Source organism: Mucilaginibacter sp. Bleaf8 (genome assembly GCF_018390515.1).
In the GTDB taxonomy this organism is placed as follows: Bacteria; Bacteroidota; Bacteroidia; order Sphingobacteriales; family Sphingobacteriaceae; genus Mucilaginibacter.
This window is the reverse complement of sequence record NZ_JAHBBK010000001.1, coordinates 218,403-237,985: the sequence shown is the minus strand read 5'-3', so window position 1 is coordinate 237,985 and position 19,583 is coordinate 218,403. Positions and strand designations below refer to the sequence as shown.

The window sequence follows — 19,583 nt, the reverse complement described above, 5'->3', positions numbered from 1 at the left end:
TAGCTGTTATTACCACAGTTAAAACAGGCTTTTTTATGATGAATATATTTAAAACCACATTAGCAGGGGTTACAGGAGCCAAAGGCGTTGGTGCCGAGGGCATAGGCGCATTAGGTTTGGGAGCTGCAGGTATCGGGGCATCGGCTACAGGCGCCGCTGCAATAGGTGCGCTGGCCATAGGCGCTATTTCCATAGGTGTATTAGCTATTGGTGCTTTGGCCATTGGCCGTGTAGCCATTAAGCGTATGGTTATTAAAGAACTGGAAGTAAGCAAGCTTACCGTAGGCGAACTGGTGATAAGGCATACAGGAGATCAGTCCAAATAAGCCACAGCCGGTTTGATTTAGCGATCCTGCATAAAAAAAGCGCCTCTTAATCAGAGGCGCTTTTTTTATGCATTGGGTTGATGCTCATCAGCTGGTGGAGCTTCAACAGTTGGTTCAGGCTCCTCTGCCGGTTCTTGTTTACGGCCAAACAGCTTTTTGCGAATAAAGCTGCCTACAGATACAAAAGCCAGTGCTATCAATTTCCAAAATTTCACCAATAAGGCAAAGAATCCTACTTTGGCCAGAATTTTACCCGCAACCAGGCCGCCAATAGTCCAGGCTGCAACTTTATCTACACCCGGATCAAAATCTTTGTACTTATAACCGTCCGAGAAATGAACGATGTTCAGTACGTGCGGAACACCAGCTTTCACGGCACTTAAATTCTGCATGTTTGATATGGCATTTAATATCAGCACACCTTTACGGCCCAGTACACGTACATTGTAATTAAGTGTATTGACACTGTCTTTGCCGAACTTGATTTCTTTTGCCCAGTGCAATATGTTGTGATTAGCATCGTAATATGGTTTTGCGGCCCAACCAACTATATTTATTGGCTCGTACCCTTCTTTCTGGCGTTCTTTATTCTCCTCTTCCGCATCTTCCTGCATTTTAGTGAGCAGGTCATCATAATTAATGTCATTGGCATCATCATCTTTCACATAGCCAATTTCATCATACTGTATATTAAAAACGTAACCATCCGAATCTAAAATACCTTGCTTTTCAGGCATAATAAAACCGAGGGTCATGTTTTCACTTTTAGGATTGTTCCAGATCTCTGTGAGTACCCTTTCAGCTTGTACAGGTTCAAGGTATTTAAATCCGGGTGGAACAGTAATAGTACCTACGCCATTACGGATCGTTACCGTACCGTGCTGGTAAGTGAATGATTTTTCGAGGGAGTCAATTCTGGACGAAGTTTTTTGGGAGAATGCAGTGTTTGCAAACAACGCTATCAAAAGGATAGCAAGCAGCTTGTTCATGTAATAAGTGTTAAGTCGCCCAAAAATACAGGTAACAACCCTTATCTGCAAAAACAAACAGAAAAGTTTATAACTACTTTACAATGCGTTATTGTTGCTTAGCATCGGCAGCATACTGTATCCCGCCCAAAATGAGTTGCAAAAATAAAGGATCGTTATACGACTCATCGGTATGGCCTAACGCCGTATAAAACGCACGACCGCCGCCGTATGCATGGTACCAGGCCACCGGATGCTGGCTACCGTTTTCGCCGCCGGTATAGCTTTTTTCGTCAATGGTAATCAGTATATGCAGGTCGGGTGCTATAGATTTAAAGTTGTACCATTCATCAAACTTTGACCATTTGGCCGGTAATTTACGCGTAGCTATAAATGACTGGTCCACTACATTCAGCATTGCCTGCTGCGGCTCGGGATGCGATTTAAAATACGCGCCAACCAATTTACCATACCACGCCCAATCGTATTCCGTATCGCTTGCGGCATGAATACCTACAAACCCTTTCCCGCTTTTAATATATTGCTCAAAAGCAACTTGCTGTGTGGCATTTAAAACATCGCCTGTGGTATTTAAAAATATTACTGCGTTATAGCGTTCCAAATTGCTTGATGTAAAAAGCTCGCTGTTGGTTGTCGTGTCTACCTCAAAATTATATTGCTTACCCAGCCTTTGAATACCAGCAATACCCGCCGGTATAGAGGCATGATGAAACCCGGCAGTTTTGCTAAAAACCAATATACGCGTAACGCTGGCTACCGTTTTATTTACACAGGAAATTAAAGGAACCGTTAAGGTCAAAAAGTATATAAAGAGCTGAAATTTTCTTTTCATACCAAAGAGTTTTATAATCACTTAAAGTTAATCTTCATCACTATACCGGTCATTTCGCCAGGGGTAGGCTGTGTTGGAGTAACCCCGATCTTCCCAAAAGCCAGGTTTGTCTTCTGTTAAAAACTCGATGCGTTTAATCCATTTGGCTCCTTTCCAGGCGTAAAGCTGCGGCGTAATCATACGTACAGGTCCGCCGTGCTCAATGGGTAGCGGTTGCCCTTCATAGGTATGTACCAGCAGTACATCCGGCTTCAGGGCTTCTTCTAAAGATATATTGGTAGTATAAGTATCATAACCGTAACACAAAACATGCGTTGCATTATCATGCGGGTGCACCAAGACGGCCAGATCGAGCAGGCTCACTCCTTTCCAGTGCATATTGAGTTTAGACCATGTAGTTACGCAGTGAAAGTCTGACACATCTTTGGTTTGCGGCAAATCCATAAATTGCTTCCAGGTAAGGCGTACCGGATTTTCAACAGCACCATCAATGGTAAGCCGCCAGCGGTCAAGCGGTACGTTGGGCTGATAACCCAGATCCAGCACCGGCCATTTACTCGTAGCGGTTTGCCCAATAGGTATCGCAGGCATCCCGTGCCTGTTCACCGGCCCCGATCCCTTGGGACTATCGTCGGCAACTGACGGTGTGAGTTTCATCTTTTCCTCAAACCGTGCTTTCAGCTTCATGCGGGCTTCAACTATACGGTTCAATTTTTCCGAATCGTCCATAGGTATGTCTTCATAAATAAAGATAACAATAAACTACATACACCTGCGGTAGCTCTCATTATTTTGCAACAACCGGCTCTTCTTTAACCACCGTAAGTTTAGTGCCTGCCTTGAGCAGCTCCTGGGTTATGGTGCGCGTATAAGTTTTAATCTCTTCCTGAAAATCGGCTACGGATGCGCCCGAGCGAATTTCTTCCAGTCGTTTTTCCCAATTACCCGTCAGTTCGGCCTGCGCAATTTTATGGTCTTTCACTACCTCGTAAACGGCCATTCCCATACCGGTAGGCACCAGATTTTTCTTTTCGCGCTTTACGTAGTCACGCTTTATCAGCGTTTCTATAATGGCAGCCCGGGTGGCAGGTGTACCCAGTCCGCCATCTTTCATAGCATAGCGCAGCTCTTCGTCCTCAATCTCCTTACCGGCAGTTTCCAACGCTTTCAGCAAACTGGCCTCGTTGTATAATGGTTTCGGCTTGGTTTGCTTTTCCAGAATCGCCTTGTTAGTTACCGGCAGGTTCTCCCCTTTTTGCACTTTAGGTAACGATGCGTTCTCCTCGTCCTTCTTGTCCTCATCGGGCTCGTTGAAAACAGCGCGCCAGCCCGGTGAACTGATTACCGTACCACTGGCCGTAAACTTGGAGCCCGACTCCACAACAATTTTGGTGATCTCCTTAATACACTCCTGATGAAAAGCTTCCAGCATTCGCCCTACCACCAAATCGTATATGGCCTGCTTTTCTGGCGATAGCTGATGCGCCGTTTCGCCGGTGGGCAGGATAGCATGGTGGTCAGTAACCTTTTTAGCATTCACGCTTCGCTTATTCAGCTTGGCTGTAGTTAGAAAAGTAGCCTGCTTACCGAAATCAGGATGATTGGTAAACTTGTCTATAAGTGCCGGGATACCTGCATACACATCATCGCCAATATAGCGGCTGCCTGTACGCGGATATGTTACCAGCTTGCTTTCATACAGGTTTTGCAGAATACTTAAAGTCTGATCGGCCGTATAACCTTTGCGTTTGTTGGCTTCCTGTTGTAAGCTACTCAAATCGTGCAGCAAGGGTGGCGGCTCTTTGCGTGGCTTGGCTTCCACAGTCAGGATGTGCCCGCCTTGCGGTATGCCCGAAGGTAAATCTTCAACTTTATCCAATACATCCTGTGCATCTTCTTTGGTTTTGAAGTTTTCGGCAGAAATAGCTCTGAAGGCTTGTCCATTTTTATCAACCTGAATAGCCACCTGGTAATACAGTTGCGGCACAAAATTTTTGTTTTCCTGGTAGCGAGAGCAAATCATGGCCAGCGTAGGCGTTTGCACCCTACCTAACGACAGCACAGAACGCTTACCGGACGAGATACTGAGCGCCTGTGTAGCATTCATACCCACCAACCAATCCGACTGGGAACGGCAATGCGCGGAATTGAACAACGTATCATATTCTCCACCGGGCTTGAGGTTACGAAAGCCATCCTTAATGGCTTCATCAGTTTGGGAAGATATCCAAAGGCGCTTGAAAGGTTTTTTACATTTCAAATAATAATAAATGTACCTGAAAATCAGCTCGCCTTCCCGCCCGGCATCCGTTGCAACAATGATCTCAGTAGCTTCGTCAAACAGTGTTTTGATAATTTCCAGCTGCTTTTTCACGGCAGGATCTTCAACTATGCCATCCTTGGTTTTAACTTTGCGAATGGATAGTTTAAACTTTTGCGGAAGCATGGGCAGGTTTTGCACACTCCAGCCATAATAGCCATACTCCTGCGGCGGGGCAAGCTGCAATAAGTGGCCAAAGGCCCAGGTAAACGTGTAGCCTTTTCCTTCTATATAGCCTTCCCGCTTGGTGGTGGCACCAAACACTTTCGCAATTTCACGGGCTACTGACGGTTTTTCGGCAATAATAACTTTCATGAGGCTAACACAAATAAAATGCTGAACAAGCTGATAACAAACACACGCAGGCTTAGTTTAAGGCAACCGCTTCGTTGCTGCGGTTTCGTAATTTAAACACAGCTAACATTACAGCAACCGATAAAACAATCAAAATCAAATAACTAAGTGCCAGGTTGTGCTCATCTTTAGCCGGAAACAGGCTAATTACACCATAACTCAAAAACGATACAATTACGTAATTAATGCCGCCGGTTAAACCCCCGGCAATACCGGCGTTTTTAGGAAACATACCCAAACAGTATGTAAAATAATTATTGAAGGTAAACCCTGCCGCAACATGAATCAGAAAAGCAAAAAATATAATTGAATACAGGCTCTCCACCCACTGCAGGCTAACAATCATTATTGCCACAAACACCATTTGCAGCGTTAAATTAATACCCAACCGCTTATAAAACGGACGGTTGATGGTAGCTTTACCGATAAAACCGCCCACCATCCAGGCAAAGCCCAATATCAATGAGCTATAACCCGTAACTACTGATGAGAGATGCAGCTTATGCTCTATAATGAATGGCCCTGTCATATTATAAATCATTACCATACAGTAGGCCAAACCCAGCATTACCACACCTAAAGTGAAGCTCGCCGTAGTAAGCATTTCCTTATAGATAGTGACTATATTTTTCAGTTTAAACTCAGTAACATGCACCAATGTTTCACCGCTGTAAATCAGTTCGAGCACAATAAAAATTATAGCCAGCCCAGCCAGGCAATAAAAGTTTGACTCCCAACCGAAAGCTTCTTGCAAATACCCGCCAATAAAAGGCGCCACAATTGGGCCGGTTGACCAGATGATGGAGAATAAACTGAGGTAATGTTTTAGCTTCTCTCCCTTGTACACATCTACAAAAAAGGCACGTTTGGCCACAATGATAATACCTACCGTAATGCCATGGATAATGCGCATAAGGTAAATAAGGTATATGTTGTGCGTAGTTGCTACAACCAGACTGGCCGCTGCAAATATAATGAGTGAAATGAGGCTTGGCTTATACCTGCCAAAGCTATCCAGAAAGCTCCCAACAAAGAGTTGCGATACACCATAACTAATTAAAAATAAACTCAATGTAAGCTGTACCTGAATATCGCTTACATGTAAGCTGCCAGCCATATTAGGCAGCGAAGGTATGTAGATATCGGTGGCAAAGCCGGATAAGGGTAGTAAGCCGAATGCCAGAATAGTGGCAACGCCTTGATTTTTTACTTGCATAAGGCCGCAAAGCTATCACTTATCGGCAATAAGGCGGTCATTTAAAATTCAACATAAACAAAAGGGCGATACTTGTTTCTGGTATCGCCCTTGTATGGTAAACATTTGATGATTACTTGGTGGTTTCCACTTTGGGTTGAGCCACTATCTTCTTAATAAAATCTACTTCTTCCGGTTTGTAAGGCGTGCCGTCTTTACGGAAAATATCATGGAACCATAATTTAGGTTCGCCACCTTGCGGCATTGGCGTATCCCAGGCATACATGGTATTGGTTTTTCCGGCTACCAAGCCCCAGTTAATGGCACCCACATTGGCTTTTTTCAGTATGGGTAATATTTTCTGGAAAGTGCTTTGGCGGGTGCGTGCCATGTATTCGGTACAGATCATGGGGCGGCCATGTGTTTTCAAAAGCTGTAATACACGGGTATGCGCCGTGTCGGGCTCATACTCATGATAAGTGATGATATCAGAGTTTAACGCCTGGAAAGCATTCAACTTTTCAAAATCCCAGGCCCACAAACCGGCAGAGATGGGTTGATCGGGATTAACATCCCGTGCCCAGGTAAATACCTTAGTAAGCAGGGCCAGCGAGGTATCGTGCTTGGTGCTGTTACCAGGCTCGTTATACAAATCCCAAAGCAAAATACGTTTATCGTGCTTAAACGTTTTCATTACATCCTGAAAATATTCTTTCAGTACATTGAATTGTTTAGGATCTTTTACTTCGCGCACGCCCGGATCCTGTACCCAGCCCGAGTTATGTATACCTGGTTTGGGCTGTGGTTGTTTACCTGCTTTAGGGTTAGGGTTCCAGCAATCATCAAAAAATACAAACATGGTTTGAATATGATGTTTGTTGGCTATAGTCAGATACTGATCAACACGTGATTTAAACCCTTTAGGGTCTGCCCCATAAGCCACACTATGCAAAAACACGCGCATGGTATTGAAGCCTATACTTTCGGCGTAGCCCAGTTCCTTATCAATTGTATTCGGGTCAAATGTTTCGGCCTGCCACATTTCCAGCTGGTTAATGGCTGTGCTGGGAATAAAGTTAGCGCCAATTATCCACTGATGCTCGTTATACCACTGATTGGCTTTTTCGACCGACCAGATTTTGCTTTCCTGCAGTGGAACCACGGCGGGCTTAGGTTCCTGCTTACAGCCTGTGAGTACCGTAAACACTACAAGCAAACCTGTTAACAGGTGATTTATTCTTTTCATACTTTCTGAGATGTTATTTGTTCTTCTTGTTTTTTAGAATGATAGTTTGGTTGCGAATATCTTTAGTTGCCGGTTTCTTTTTGTTACCGGGAGCTTTAGGCGGCTTAGCCGTAATCAGATTAGATTCGGATGGAATGGGGATTGGTACGCCTTCTTTAACAGGCAAACCAAAGTTAGGTGTACCATCCTTTTTCCAGGTAAACATTTGCATGCGTGGCGAGCGTTCGCCACCGCAACCCAAGCCCGGCTTTGAGTTTGCATGGTACAAAATCCAATCTTCTTTGCCATCGGGTGATTTAAAGAAAGCATTGTGCCCAGGTGCATACACGCTGTTCTCTTTATTTTGGGCAAAAACCGGCTGAGGTGATTTTTTCCATGATTTAGGATCCATTATATCGCTGGATGCCGTGGCTGTAAGCATACCCAATGCATAAAAATCTGTCCAGCAGCCGCTAGCCGAATAAATCAGAAATAACTTATCGCCATGTTTCAACACCTCTGGTCCCTCGTTAACATCAACATGGGGTGGATTATTGGGATCATGCAAATCGCCGTAACGCTCCCAAGGCAATTCCGGTGATGATATTTTTACGCGCTTGCCTTCAACCGTGTATGGATTTTTCATTTTTGCGATATAAATATCCTGACGACCATTTTCATCGCCTTCCCAACCTGCCCAAATCAAATAAAGCTGGCCGTTGTGGGTAAATACAGAACCATCAATAGCCCATTTATTGGATGCTTCTGATAACATACCTTTAAATGACCATTGGCCCAACAATGGGTCGGGCGAAGGATTTTCAAGTACATACAGGCGGTGGTTCCTATTCTTACCATCATCGGCAGCAAAATACATATACCATTTACCTTCCAGGAAATGGATTTCCGGCGCCCATATCTCGCTCGAATAGGTTTCGCCTCTTGGCGGTATCCAGATTGTTTTCTTGGGCGAGTTTCGCAGGTCGGCAATATCTTTTGTTTTCCAGATGATGAGACTGTCGCCTAATGTGTTGGTGTAATAATAGTATCCGTCTTTATAGGTGATCCATGGATCGGCACCGGACGGCAGAATGGGGTTGGTAAAAGTTTTGATCTTCTTTTTTTGTGCTTGTGATGGATGCCAAATAGCCAAAACACAAAAACTCATTATAAATATTCGTAAGTATCTTTTTGCAGGCATTAATGAAACGGTTTGGATTTTTGAAGTTATGAAGAGTTAATTAATTTAGTGCAATAAACGTTATAAAATTGAATTTAGGAGGGTAACAACTGCTACCCTCCGCTTTTATACATTAGTAATTAGGATTTTGCTTAATATTAGGATTAATATCAATATCCTGTTGTGGTATAGGCAAGAATTCGTGCTTGCCTTTGATAAAGTTTCTGAACCCGGCATCTGTAGCAGAAAGGTTAGTACCTAAATCGCCCCAACGGGCAAGGTCGTTGAAACGATGCCCTTCGCCGGTAAGCTCCGTAATACGTTCATGCTTAATTTGAGCCAGGAACTGATCATGTCCCAAATTAGGCCGTGTGGTTGATAGGGCTACTAAACCGGCGCGCTGCCTAACCTGATCCACATACTGGTAGGCCTGTGAGGTTGCACCCGTTTCATTTAAACATTCGGCATACATCAGCAACACATCGGCGTAGCGTATGAAGCGATAGTTGTTAGGCGAATGGAAACTATCGCCCGTAGCCGTACCATTATTATCATTAAGCATTTTCCTAAACCATACATCCAGCTTCTGGGCTGAGCCATAGCGCTTGGTGAATGTTTCACCATAAATCAGCGTATAGTCGGGTCCCCTTTCATCCGTGTAATCGAACAATAAGCTGGCCGCCAACCGGGGGTCGCGTTTGCCATCTGCCGCTTGTTCCTTTTGAAACTCATTCACAAGCCACCTTCTGGCCTCGCCATCGGTAAAGCCAATTGGCCTTGGCGCAAAAAATGGAGGCAAAGATGAACCGTAGTTCAGGTTATCCTGACCGGAGTTTTGGGTATCGTCATCGTGATTATCGTTAGGGTTTAGTGCAAAGCCATACTCAAAAACCGACTCGGAATTAAATTCGGTGGTTGACAGGAAATTATTCTGATAGTTACTTACTAAACTATAAGCCCCGCTTTGAATAACGGCCTGCAATGGCGCAAGGGCTGCTTGAAACTTACGCTCCTGCATGTAAGCTTTGGCTAACAGGGCATTGGCAGAGCCTTTGGTTGCCCTACCGATATCATCGCCTGTGTAGTTTTGCGGCAGCGTAGTGGCAGCTTCTGTCAGATCTTTTTCAACCTGGGCCCAAACATCACTCCGGTTAAAGGTTGGCGTTACATCATTTGTGGTAGATGATTTGAGCTGTAGCGGCACATTGCCCCATAATGAAGCTAAATGAAAGTAGAATAAGCCGCGCATAAATTTCGCTTCGCCTAATAAACGGGCCTTTAAATTGGCATCCATATCGATGTTAGGCACGTTGTCCAACACTTGGTTTGCACGTGATATACCAATATATAAATCACTCCAGATAGCCGTGTAATTACCGTAGTTATAATCGTTGTTAACAAACAGGTCGAAGTTGTTTTGCAGGTTTGCATCAGGGCTGCTGCTCCAACCTTCGTCAGACCGGATAATGGTTGCAAAAAAGAACCAGCGGCACAATCCGGCACGGTGAAAAGTGCTGTACATAGCATTAACGCCCTTAACAGCATCGTCGGCTGTTTTCCAGTATATAGCCGTGGTTGGCGCGTTGGGCGACTGCACGTCCAGGCTTTTTTTGCAGCCGGCCATACCGGTGGCCATTGCTGCTATGAATATGATGATAAATTTTTTCATGATGATAAATGCTTTGAGTTAAAAACCGCAGTTTAAGCCAATAGAAAATATGCGGTTTGATGGCCACTGACCAGCATCCACTCCCCTTTGCAAAATTCCGTTGCCGGTCACATCAGGGTCCAACCCTTTGTAGCTGGTAACGGTAAGCAAATTCTGGCCGCTTACAAACACGCGGGCACTTTCTAAACGCAGCTTACCTAACAGGCTTTTGGGCAACATATAACCTATTTCGAGGTTACGGATGCGGCCGTATGATCCGTTTTCCAGCCAGCGTGAGCTTTCGGGCGTGTTGTTGGTTGCTATACCGGTATCACCATTTGCTATACCTAAACGCGGATCGGTGCCACCGGTGTTGGTTGGTGACCAGGGATTGATGCCTTGACGGAAGTTTGTATTTTGATAGCTATCCAGCACACGACGCACATCGTTATATAAGGTTACGCCAAATATCCCTACCATTTGCAGATTGACGCTGAACTGTTTGTAGGAGCCATTGAATTGCAAACCGGTTTGCAACGTAGGCCATGGCGAACCATTGTATACCCTATCATTGTTATTAATGGTACCTTTTCCATTAGGGTCGGCACCAAACTTAATATCACCAGGTTTTGAGAACGGTTGAATTAGCGAGCCATCGCTACGTTTGTAATTGTTAACTTCTTCCTGCGACTGGAAGATGCCCAACTCTTTCAGCACATACCACTGCCCCATCGGGTAACCTACCTGAGAGCGCGCACTGCCTTGCTGAATGTAGTTGATACCTACACCTTGATTCCCGATAGAAAGCACCTTGTTTTTGATGGTAGTAAAGTTTCCGGATACGCTCCACTTAAACGGATTATCATTATTACGGTATGTAGCCTCAAATTCAAAGCCCCGGTTGCTGATTGATGCAGCGTTTTCCGGCGGGAAATTGCGGTAGTCACCGGCTGGGTAATCGCCACCAGCGTTACCCGAAATTAGCGGCAGAACCCGGTTTATCAATACATCATCAGACTTGTTGTAATAATAGGCTGCCGATATTGTCAGCCTGTCACGAAACAAACTGGCATCAAACCCTATATTGGTTTCCTTACGTTCTTCCCATTTTACATTCGCATTGTACAAACGGGCCTGGTAAGCGCCGGTATATAGCCTGTCGCCGTTAAAAACAGCTCGTGGCGAGATGTTGATCAATCCCACATTTTGGAATGAGCTTATTGTGTTGATACCCAATACACCATAAGATGCATTGATTTTCAGGTTATCTACCCAGTCAACCTTAAAAAATTTCTCTTTGCTCAAGCGCCATCCTAAGGCTACTGAAGGGAAAAAGCCGGTGCGGTAATCGGGTCCAAACCTTGAATCTTTATCTACCCGGCCCGATGCTGTCAACAGGTACCTGTCATCATAATTATAATTGATACGTCCTAAAAAGCTTCGCAACCTGTCATCGCGCACAACCTGTCCCGAGGCTGATGATGTACCTGTGGCCGCGTTGATTTCGGTCAGGTAAGAGCCGTTGTAGATTTGCAGGTTAGTTTTACGGGCCTGGGTTTGGTCACGGTAAAACGTTTGCTGCGTATACCCCACCACACCGTTTATATTGTGAACGCCAATGGTTTTATTAAAGTTAAGCGTATGCTCAATAAGCACATTATAGAAACGCTGGCGGTCTTCATCAATATAGCTTAATTCCGGCTGTTGCGCGTAGGAGAAGATACCATCTTTGCGAAGGTCTTCATTGTAATCAAAGCTAGCTTCCAAGCCTACATTTAGCTTGTAATCCAGCCAGTCGAACAAACGCAGTTGTGCATAGCCGTTACCTAATAAACGAGCGTAATTATTGTATCCCTGGCTCAGGTCTCTTACTGCAACCGGGTTGTAGGCATACGTCACATCGCTGTTATCAAGTGTACCTGTACTATATCCCCAGGGATTGGTTTTGCTGCCCGGCGTAATAAAGCGGGGATCCTGCACAGGAACAGTAGGTAACAGCTGTGGTAGATCGTAAAACGGATTCCCTCTGTTAGGATGATAGTTATTGGTGTTGGTAAACAGCGCATTCTCGCCGAATGTAAGCCGTCCCTTTTTTGTTTCTGTATTGACGCGTAAACTTGCCCGGTTAAAAGAATAGCCTTTCAGCACCCCTTGATTTTGAAAGTAGCTTCCTGACACGAGATAAGATGAGTTATCGGATCCGCCGGATATACTTACGTTATAATCCTGATTGTTGCCTGTCCGCATAGCCAGATCCTGCCAATTGGTATTAATAGCCGGATTAAATTCTGTACTCACACTTGGCGGCGGTGTAAGGCCGGCGTTGGTATATTGCTGCCTCCTCGTGTCAGCATATTCTGTGCTGTTCATCACATCCCATCGTTTAGGAATGTGCTGAGAGCCGTACTTGGCAGATACCGAAATCTTTGGAGCTCCTTTTTTACCCTTGCGTGTGGTGATGATAATTACACCGTTAGCTGCCCTTGAACCATATATCGCTGCGGCTGATGCATCTTTCAGCACCTGTATCGACTCAATATCCTGCGGGTTAACCGTCGTTGTGTTAGGGTCTTCCAGAATCATACCGTCAACCACATACAAAGGCGCTGAACTGATAAAGCTTGCTACGCCCCTGATCTCGATATTCGATTGCTGCCCGGGTGCCCCGCTGCTGCGCACGGTTACACCAGGCGTTAAACCTTGCAGTGATTCACCTACAGAATTGGCTGTGGTCCGGCTTGCTTCTGCCGGACTAACGGTTGATACAGCACCGGTTAAATCCCGTTTACGTACTGCCTGGTAGCCAATTACCACCACTTCGTTTAATGACTTGGCATCATCACGCAATTGCACGTCAATTGTTTTTTGGTCGTTCACCCGCACTTCCTGCGTTGTAAAGCCCACAAACGAGAAAACCAGTGTACTGCCAGCAGAGGCTGTGATCTTGTAACGCCCATCAACATCCGTAACAGTTGCTGCTGTAGCATTTTCCTTAGTGCGAACAGTTACGCCGGGTAAGCCTTGTCCGGTTGCATCGGTAACCCTGCCGGTAATGGGTGTGCCAGTGCCCTGAGCAAGCACCGGATTGCCAACCAGCGTGAGTAGCAAAAAGCTTAATATAAAGCTCGCATTAAATAATAAGCGCCAATTACCTGAAAAGCATGGCGGGCGGCAGGTTGTGTAACCTAACCTTTGGTGTAAATGTTTCTTCATAGTTTTTCAATTGGTTTGCAGATGTTAAGCCATCGGGGAACAGGCTTATAGGTTATGTATGGGCAAATATGACGTTATTACTTTATTAGCCACATACTCATTTGTTTCAATATATCATCAAATCGTCTCAACTTATACTTACTGATAAACAGCGTGTGACAATATTTTGGTTTGAAACAGAACAACACTTAGTGTACTGAACAAAACCAACTTCGCGTGCTTTTTCTACGCCAATTGCCAACAAAAACAGCTTTTATAGAGTTATTAATTTACAATCGTTACACGCCGTACTTTCCCTTTCCACTGTCTTTTAGCTATAACTCTACCTGCAACGATTAACGCTATTATTTTAAAACGATTAGTGAGATGAAAACTTCAGTATTACTGGTAGACCAGCACATGGAAATTGAGAGCTCAATTACCCACAATTTAAATAAAGACTATGATTTGATTTATACTTCCAATACTTACGAAGCGTTAAACCAACTAAAAAAGAGGCATATACAACTGGTGGTTTGCGGTTCCAAGGCACCAAACGCAGATGGGTTAGAATTATGCACCCTGTTAAAGCGTGATGTTTGTTATAACCACATACCGGTACTCTTACTCATGTACAGGTGCAACCTGCAGTACAAGATTAAATGCCTGGAGTCGGGAGCTGATGCCTGTCTTGAGAATCCGATTGCATACAGCTATTTACATGCTCAAATCAACAACCTGCTGGTCAACCGGCAAAGAATGATGATGCAATTTGCCGGTTCCAAACTCATCAATATTCAAAAAGGCGCAGTGAATAAAGCTAACGAACGTTTTTTAACCCAGCTTGGGAACGTTATAGACAACAATCTGATCAACAAATCTCTGGATGTTGAACACCTGGCTGTATTGATGAACATGAGCAGACCTACCTTATACCGCAAAATCAAATCAATTTCCAATACTACACCAAACGAATATATCAACACCGCAAGATTGAAACGGGCGGCCGAATTGCTCACTGAATGCCAGTACAAGATGTTTGAGATAGCCGAGATGGCAGGCTACACCTCGGTTACTCACCTTGGCCGGAATTTCCACAAACACTTTAAAATGTCGCCTACCGATTACCTGACTGCCGTCCGGATAAAAGCGGCCAACGTTGCTTAATGAAACAGCCGCCAATAGAAGTAACAGAATTACTCATGGCGGCTGTTATCTAAACAAGTGCAGCTTTTAATTAGCAAAGTTATTTATCAATTGTATACGGTAGGCTGCCCGTATAACACATTTGATACGTTGGACAAGTACGAATGGTAATCGCCATCAGCCAGGTTATAATACAGGTAGATACCATAAGCATTATTAACCGTTTGCGTAGCCAGTGAAGCTGCTGTTGCACCGCTTGTAGTGGTGATATCAATTGCCGCAGGCCCCAAGTTGGCCTTGCTTAAGCCGGGAACATTAGGTACAGCATAGCTGCCATAAATCGCGTTCCAGCTATAATTAATTTTTGAGCCTACTGTTACCCCATTGAATGACAAGCGCGAAGCCGCAGGGCCATAATAGTAAAAGGAGATGATTTTATTAGGCATTAATTGTCTCAACGCGCTTACTAAGTATACAAACGAACTGGAATTTGGCTGACCAGTTCCATTGGTACCGTAATCGGCATACTCATCATCAAAATCAATACCATCAAGCCCGTACGTTGTAACAGCATTACTTAGCTGCTGGGCAAAAGCCTGAGCCGCAGCTTGGTTCGGGAAGTTGCTGATACCCGCTCCCTGATGATTGCCCAATATGGAAAGCAGTACCTTAATACCCTTACTCTGCAGCGATTGTATGTAGGTAGCCTTGTTGTTTAGCACATTAGCTACATTCTGATTAAAGTACAATTCGGCTTTCTGAGTACTGGTGTTGTAGTTGATATTGGCGGCAAAAATGATAGCGATGTCAAACAGCTGCTGTCCGCTCGCCAGTTTGTAACGGCCCACATTGCGCAGATCAGAGTTATTTACTTCTACATAACATACGCCTTTGGGGCCACTAACGCCTATCGCATTTGCTTTAACGGCATTAGCTGATGCTGTTTCTCCAGATGCCAGTTTATTATCGTCTTTTTTACAAGCTGCGGTAAATAATAGTAAAGCAAATACCGATACCGCTTGGGCTGTTTTAAGCCAAGAGTTTAGTTGTGTTCTCATTTTAATTTTTCTTAGGTTTTTTAATTGGATGATTTAATTGGTTAGTACAATTCTCTTTATTTCTCCATAGGCAAGCTGATTGGGGTTAAGTGAACGGAATTGATTGATTGCATATAAGGAAAACTTAGGTGCATAGAAGTAACTGCGGCACATACAAGTGCCTGCAAAAAGCTGGAAAGGGATATAATGAGAACGGACTTGGTCATATCCGTTGATAATTGGTTTAAAATGAACAAAGCCGGCTGTAAGGGGAACTAACCGGATTCGTTTCGCTAATATAATATTAACTTATAAACAAAACAAAGAATCGTTTTAGTTATATTTTAATAACTATTTGAAACAGGAGAATTTTAAACAAGCACATGATTTGGAGTGATGATGAGTTTACCAAGCGACCCCCCAGAGAAGAAATGCCACGGTATTTTCCATGGCATATAAAGAAAGAATCACTGATATAAATATACCACTACATAGAAGTACCGGCCAGCGTTTGCTTAGTGCCCAAAGCTGTGCGGTTACGGTATATAATGAAAGCCAGCGTGGCAGCAATACCTATAACACCTTCAATAGCTACGGCCTTTTTAGGACCAACAGCGCCGGCAAGCAGGCCTACAAGCAAGCTGCCTATCGGAATCATTCCTTGATAAGCCATTACAAAGTAGCTGATTGCTCGGGCCCGCATGTGCGAGGCTGAATGTGTTTGGATAAAGGTATTAATGGATGAGGTTTGCGCCATCATACCAACACCTGTCATGCCCATAAAAATCAGCGCAACAGGCAGCTCATGAGCATAGGAAAGCAGCAATACGCTCACACCAAAAATCATGCTGGCGGCAATGGTGATTCTGACCAGGCTTTTATAGCTTTTTAGTTGTGCCATGTAAACGGCACTTACCACCGAACCCAACCCCGCCATACTTTCAAACCAGCTGAATGTTTTAGCGGTACCATGAAACAGGTCTTTTGCAAAAATGGGCATCAAAGTATTAAACGGAATGACAAATAAACTGCTTAGCGTAAGCAATATAATCAGGCTGCTCATTTCCCTGTCGGCAGTAACGTAATGAAAACCGTCTTTCAATTCGGTCCAAATGTCTTTCTGTGGCTTTATTTCCACCGCTGTGTTCAATTTCATCATAAATAAGCAGCTCAGCACTGCGATATAGCTCAAAAAGTTGCTGATAAAACAGACGTCCTCACCCAAAGTACTTAATACAATACCAGCCACGGCGGGACCAGCAATACGGGCCAGGTTAGTCATGGTAGAGTTTAGTGCAATGGCATTGGGCAAATCATCCTTATTATCAACCATTTCTACCATCAACGACTGCCGGCAGGTTACATCGAACGCATTGGTGATACCCTGAACCAGGCTGAGGAGGATAATGCCCGACATATTATAAAACTTGAAGTAGATCATGGCAGCCAGTGCCCCGGCTTGTAACATGGATACTAACTGGGTATTTACCAGTACTTTGAATCGGTTGTGCCTGTCAATATAGCTACCCGCATAAGGCGAAAGGATAAGCGACGGAATTAAGCTCACGAAAGTTACGATCCCCAACAATACTGCAGATCCGGTTAAGCGGTAAACCAGCCAGCTTACTGCCGTTTTTTGCATCCAGGTACCAATTAGCGATACGGATTGGCCGTAAAAAAATAGTTTGAAATTGCGGTATTGTAGTGAGCGAAATATATTCATGAGGATTGCCTTTTTGTTTGGTAACAGGGTTGCGGCTTGAAACCGTGGAGCTACCAGATATTTACCGCTACAAAAATCGGCATAATTAATACATTTGTAAAATAGATTGTTTTAATGATATTGATAGATAAAAACGATTGATTATGGAGATTAGGCAATTAACATACTTTGTAAAAGCAGCTGAGCTTTTACACTTTACTGAAGCAGCTGCAGCGGTATACATAACACAATCCACCCTATCACAACAAATTAAATTATTAGAGCAAGAGTTAGGCATGCCGCTTTTTGACCGCCTGGGCAAACATGTAAGGCTCACTGAGGCCGGTAAGGTGTTCCTGAGTCACGCACGCAAGATTTTATTAAATGTTGAGAAAGGCCGGCAGGCTATTGCCGATTTGAACAACATGGTAACCGGCGAACTACGCATAGGTGTAACCTATGCATTTACATCCATGATTTTGCCGGTACTGCCTGAGTTTACCAAAAGATTCCCAACACTAAAAATCAACCTGGAATACGGTGCGCCCGAGATATTAGAGCATAAGTTAAAAGAATCGGAATTGGATCTGATTCTGGCTTTTCACAACCAGGATAATGACCCCGAACTGGAATTACAGCCGCTATCAAAATCAAATATAGTGCTGGTTGTAGCCAAACACAACAAGTTGGCCAAGCTCAAAAAAATCAGTCTGAAAGAGATTTTGAACCTTAACCTCATCTTACCAGCTAAGGGTTTCAGTTCGCGCAATTTTGTAGACGAGCTTTTTGAACAGCATAAGATCATTCCATCTATCAGAATGGAACTGAACGATATGCATTCGTTGCTATCCCTGGTGCAGCACGGCGAACAGGTTAGTATCATAAACGAAAAAGCGTTGCTGGGTTGGAACGAACTGGTTGCAGTACCTATTATTGGTAACCGTTTGAGCCGTCAGTCGTACATCATCTGGCACCGTGGTGCTTATCGAAAAAAAGCTGCAGAACTGTTTGCCGATGAGTTATTAAAAATTGGCAATGCGGCTCATAATTAGGAATTGATTTTAAAGGGCCACTCCTTGTTCACCTTTGCTTTAATAAAATAAACCACCGTACCTGTAGCTATGGCGATAAGACCGCCAAGTACCATTTTTTGACCAGTTGAAACCAATATACCGGCCCACATAATAATGGCAAGCACAGCAGGTAATGGAAAAAGTGGCATTTTATAAGGAAACTCGGAGGCTGCCCGTTTGCGGCGCAACAGGATTAACCCGAAAGCCTGCGATATAAACTGTATCAGAATACGCATAGCCAATATAGCGCTGATTACATCACTCAATTTGAATAACAAGCTGAATACAAAAGCAATACACCCTAATACCAGCAAGGATACATAAGGAAACCTACCTGTTGGGTGCAATTTGGCAAATACTTTAAAAAAGGCACCGTCAGCAGCCGCAGCATAAGGTATGCGACTGTAACCCAATGTGGCAGAAAAAACAGAAGCAAAAGCCACAAGTAAAATCAAGCAGGTTACAATTTTAGCGGCGGTATGCCCGGCCAGCTGCTGCATAAAATCACTGATCACAAACTGACTGTCTTTGGCCTGATGCCAAGGCACTACACTCACTACGCTGATATTCATAGCCAGGTATAGCACCGCAATACCTGCAATAGACATGAACATGCTTCGTGGTATATTGCGCGATGGGTTGATGATTTCCTCACCTAAATGGCATACGTTATAATAACCTAAATAACTGTAAACGCTTTTTACACTGGCAAAGCCAATCAGCGTTACAAAACCATAGTTTACATTGAGCCCATCATTGATGTGCTTGATTGGCTCCATGAAATTACCATGCGCAATACCACCGCCTATAATCCAAAACATGGTGAGTAAAACAGCCCCCCAAAGCAGCACGCTTATTTTACCAATATCTTCTATTTTGCGATACAGCAATGCTATAATACCTATTACAACTCCACCGCTAATTAACTTGGACTGTATATTACTTAACGGTACCAGGTAGGAAAAATAGGAGGCAAAGCCAATGGCCGCAGATGCAATAACCAACGGCGCCTGTATCATGGTTTGCCATACAAACAAAAAACTCATGAACCGGCCGCCTTTGTCTTTACCATATGTTTCTTTCAGGAAATTGTAAGAGCCGCCGGCCCGCGGAAATGCAGCGCCCAATTCACTCCAAACCATAGCATCAACCATTGACAGCACCGCTCCGGCCAGCCAGGCATACAGAAAGTACGGGCCGTTCATCATCCCAATTACCATAGGCAGGGTAATAAACGGGCCGATGCCTACCATATCGGTCATGTTAATAGCGGTTGCCTGCAATAAGCTCAGGCGCCTTTGCAATGAGGTTTCTGACATTTGTGGTTGAATGTATTTTATGCGTATGCCGAAAGCTATTTTACA

The 19,583-nt window shown here is 44.2% G+C and carries 15 protein-coding genes; 3 read left to right on the top strand and 12 right to left on the bottom strand.

Features of this window, described 5'->3' with window-relative positions; genetic code table 11:
• Positions 1–35: 35 nt before the first annotated feature.
• Positions 36–326, top strand: a complete 291-nt coding sequence (locus tag KHS38_RS00980; protein ID WP_213486166.1) for a hypothetical protein — start codon at positions 36–38, stop codon at positions 324–326.
• 65 nt (positions 327–391) lie between these two features.
• On the opposite strand, the gene KHS38_RS00975 is transcribed toward KHS38_RS00980, so the two are convergent.
• The 9 genes from KHS38_RS00975 to KHS38_RS00935 all read right to left on the bottom strand — a co-directional run bounded on the left by KHS38_RS00975 (position 392) and on the right by KHS38_RS00935 (position 13,282).
• Positions 392–1,315 (bottom strand): DUF2167 domain-containing protein, encoded by a 924-nt coding sequence (locus tag KHS38_RS00975; RefSeq protein ID WP_213486165.1) that lies wholly within the window; start codon positions 1,313–1,315, stop codon positions 392–394.
• Between the two features lie 88 nt (positions 1,316–1,403).
• Complete coding sequence (locus tag KHS38_RS00970) at positions 1,404–2,147, bottom strand: ThuA domain-containing protein (protein WP_213486164.1); 744 nt, start codon at positions 2,145–2,147, stop codon at positions 1,404–1,406.
• Between the two features lie 27 nt (positions 2,148–2,174).
• Positions 2,175–2,876 (bottom strand): molybdopterin-dependent oxidoreductase, encoded by a 702-nt coding sequence (locus KHS38_RS00965; RefSeq protein ID WP_213486163.1) that lies wholly within the window; start codon positions 2,874–2,876, stop codon positions 2,175–2,177.
• Positions 2,877–2,934: 58 nt separating this feature from the next.
• Positions 2,935–4,782, bottom strand: a complete 1,848-nt coding sequence (locus KHS38_RS00960) for a DNA topoisomerase 3 (protein ID WP_213486162.1) — start codon at positions 4,780–4,782, stop codon at positions 2,935–2,937.
• Between the two features lie 52 nt (positions 4,783–4,834).
• Positions 4,835–6,037, bottom strand: a complete 1,203-nt coding sequence (locus tag KHS38_RS00955) for an MFS transporter (protein WP_213486160.1) — start codon at positions 6,035–6,037, stop codon at positions 4,835–4,837.
• A gap of 112 nt (positions 6,038–6,149) precedes the next feature.
• The gene (locus KHS38_RS00950; RefSeq protein ID WP_213486158.1) at positions 6,150–7,262 is read right to left on the bottom strand and encodes a glycoside hydrolase 5 family protein; all 1,113 of its coding nucleotides are present in this window, start codon (positions 7,260–7,262) and stop codon (positions 6,150–6,152) included.
• A gap of 13 nt (positions 7,263–7,275) precedes the next feature.
• Positions 7,276–8,409 carry a glycoside hydrolase family 43 protein gene (locus KHS38_RS00945; protein ID WP_213486156.1) on the bottom strand — a complete coding sequence of 378 codons (1,134 nt, stop codon included), beginning with the start codon at positions 8,407–8,409 and terminating at the stop codon, positions 7,276–7,278.
• A gap of 145 nt (positions 8,410–8,554) precedes the next feature.
• Positions 8,555–10,090: a RagB/SusD family nutrient uptake outer membrane protein gene (locus KHS38_RS00940; RefSeq protein WP_213486154.1), complete on the bottom strand. Its 1,536-nt coding sequence runs from the start codon at positions 10,088–10,090 to the stop codon at positions 8,555–8,557.
• Between the two features lie 18 nt (positions 10,091–10,108).
• Positions 10,109–13,282: a SusC/RagA family TonB-linked outer membrane protein gene (locus tag KHS38_RS00935; RefSeq protein ID WP_213486152.1), complete on the bottom strand. Its 3,174-nt coding sequence runs from the start codon at positions 13,280–13,282 to the stop codon at positions 10,109–10,111.
• A 366-nt stretch (positions 13,283–13,648) separates the two neighbouring features.
• On the opposite strand from KHS38_RS00935, the gene KHS38_RS00930 reads away from it, so the two are divergent.
• Positions 13,649–14,428: a response regulator transcription factor gene (locus KHS38_RS00930; protein ID WP_213486150.1), complete on the top strand. Its 780-nt coding sequence runs from the start codon at positions 13,649–13,651 to the stop codon at positions 14,426–14,428.
• 86 nt (positions 14,429–14,514) lie between these two features.
• Here KHS38_RS00930 and KHS38_RS00925 read toward each other — a convergent pair whose 3' ends face one another.
• Both KHS38_RS00925 and KHS38_RS00920 read right to left on the bottom strand, forming a co-directional pair.
• Positions 14,515–15,465, bottom strand: coding sequence for an endo-beta-N-acetylglucosaminidase H (locus tag KHS38_RS00925; RefSeq protein ID WP_213486147.1), 951 nt, complete (start codon positions 15,463–15,465; stop codon positions 14,515–14,517).
• A gap of 466 nt (positions 15,466–15,931) precedes the next feature.
• Positions 15,932–17,167, bottom strand: a complete 1,236-nt coding sequence (locus tag KHS38_RS00920) for an MFS transporter (RefSeq protein ID WP_213486146.1) — start codon at positions 17,165–17,167, stop codon at positions 15,932–15,934.
• A gap of 143 nt (positions 17,168–17,310) precedes the next feature.
• On the opposite strand from KHS38_RS00920, the gene KHS38_RS00915 reads away from it, so the two are divergent.
• Complete coding sequence (locus tag KHS38_RS00915; RefSeq protein ID WP_213486145.1) at positions 17,311–18,198, top strand: LysR substrate-binding domain-containing protein; 888 nt, start codon at positions 17,311–17,313, stop codon at positions 18,196–18,198.
• Here KHS38_RS00915 and KHS38_RS00910 read toward each other — a convergent pair.
• Positions 18,195–19,538 (bottom strand): APC family permease, encoded by a 1,344-nt coding sequence (locus KHS38_RS00910; protein WP_213486144.1) that lies wholly within the window; start codon positions 19,536–19,538, stop codon positions 18,195–18,197. The genes KHS38_RS00915 and KHS38_RS00910 overlap by 4 nt on opposite strands.
• Positions 19,539–19,583 lie beyond the last annotated feature (45 nt).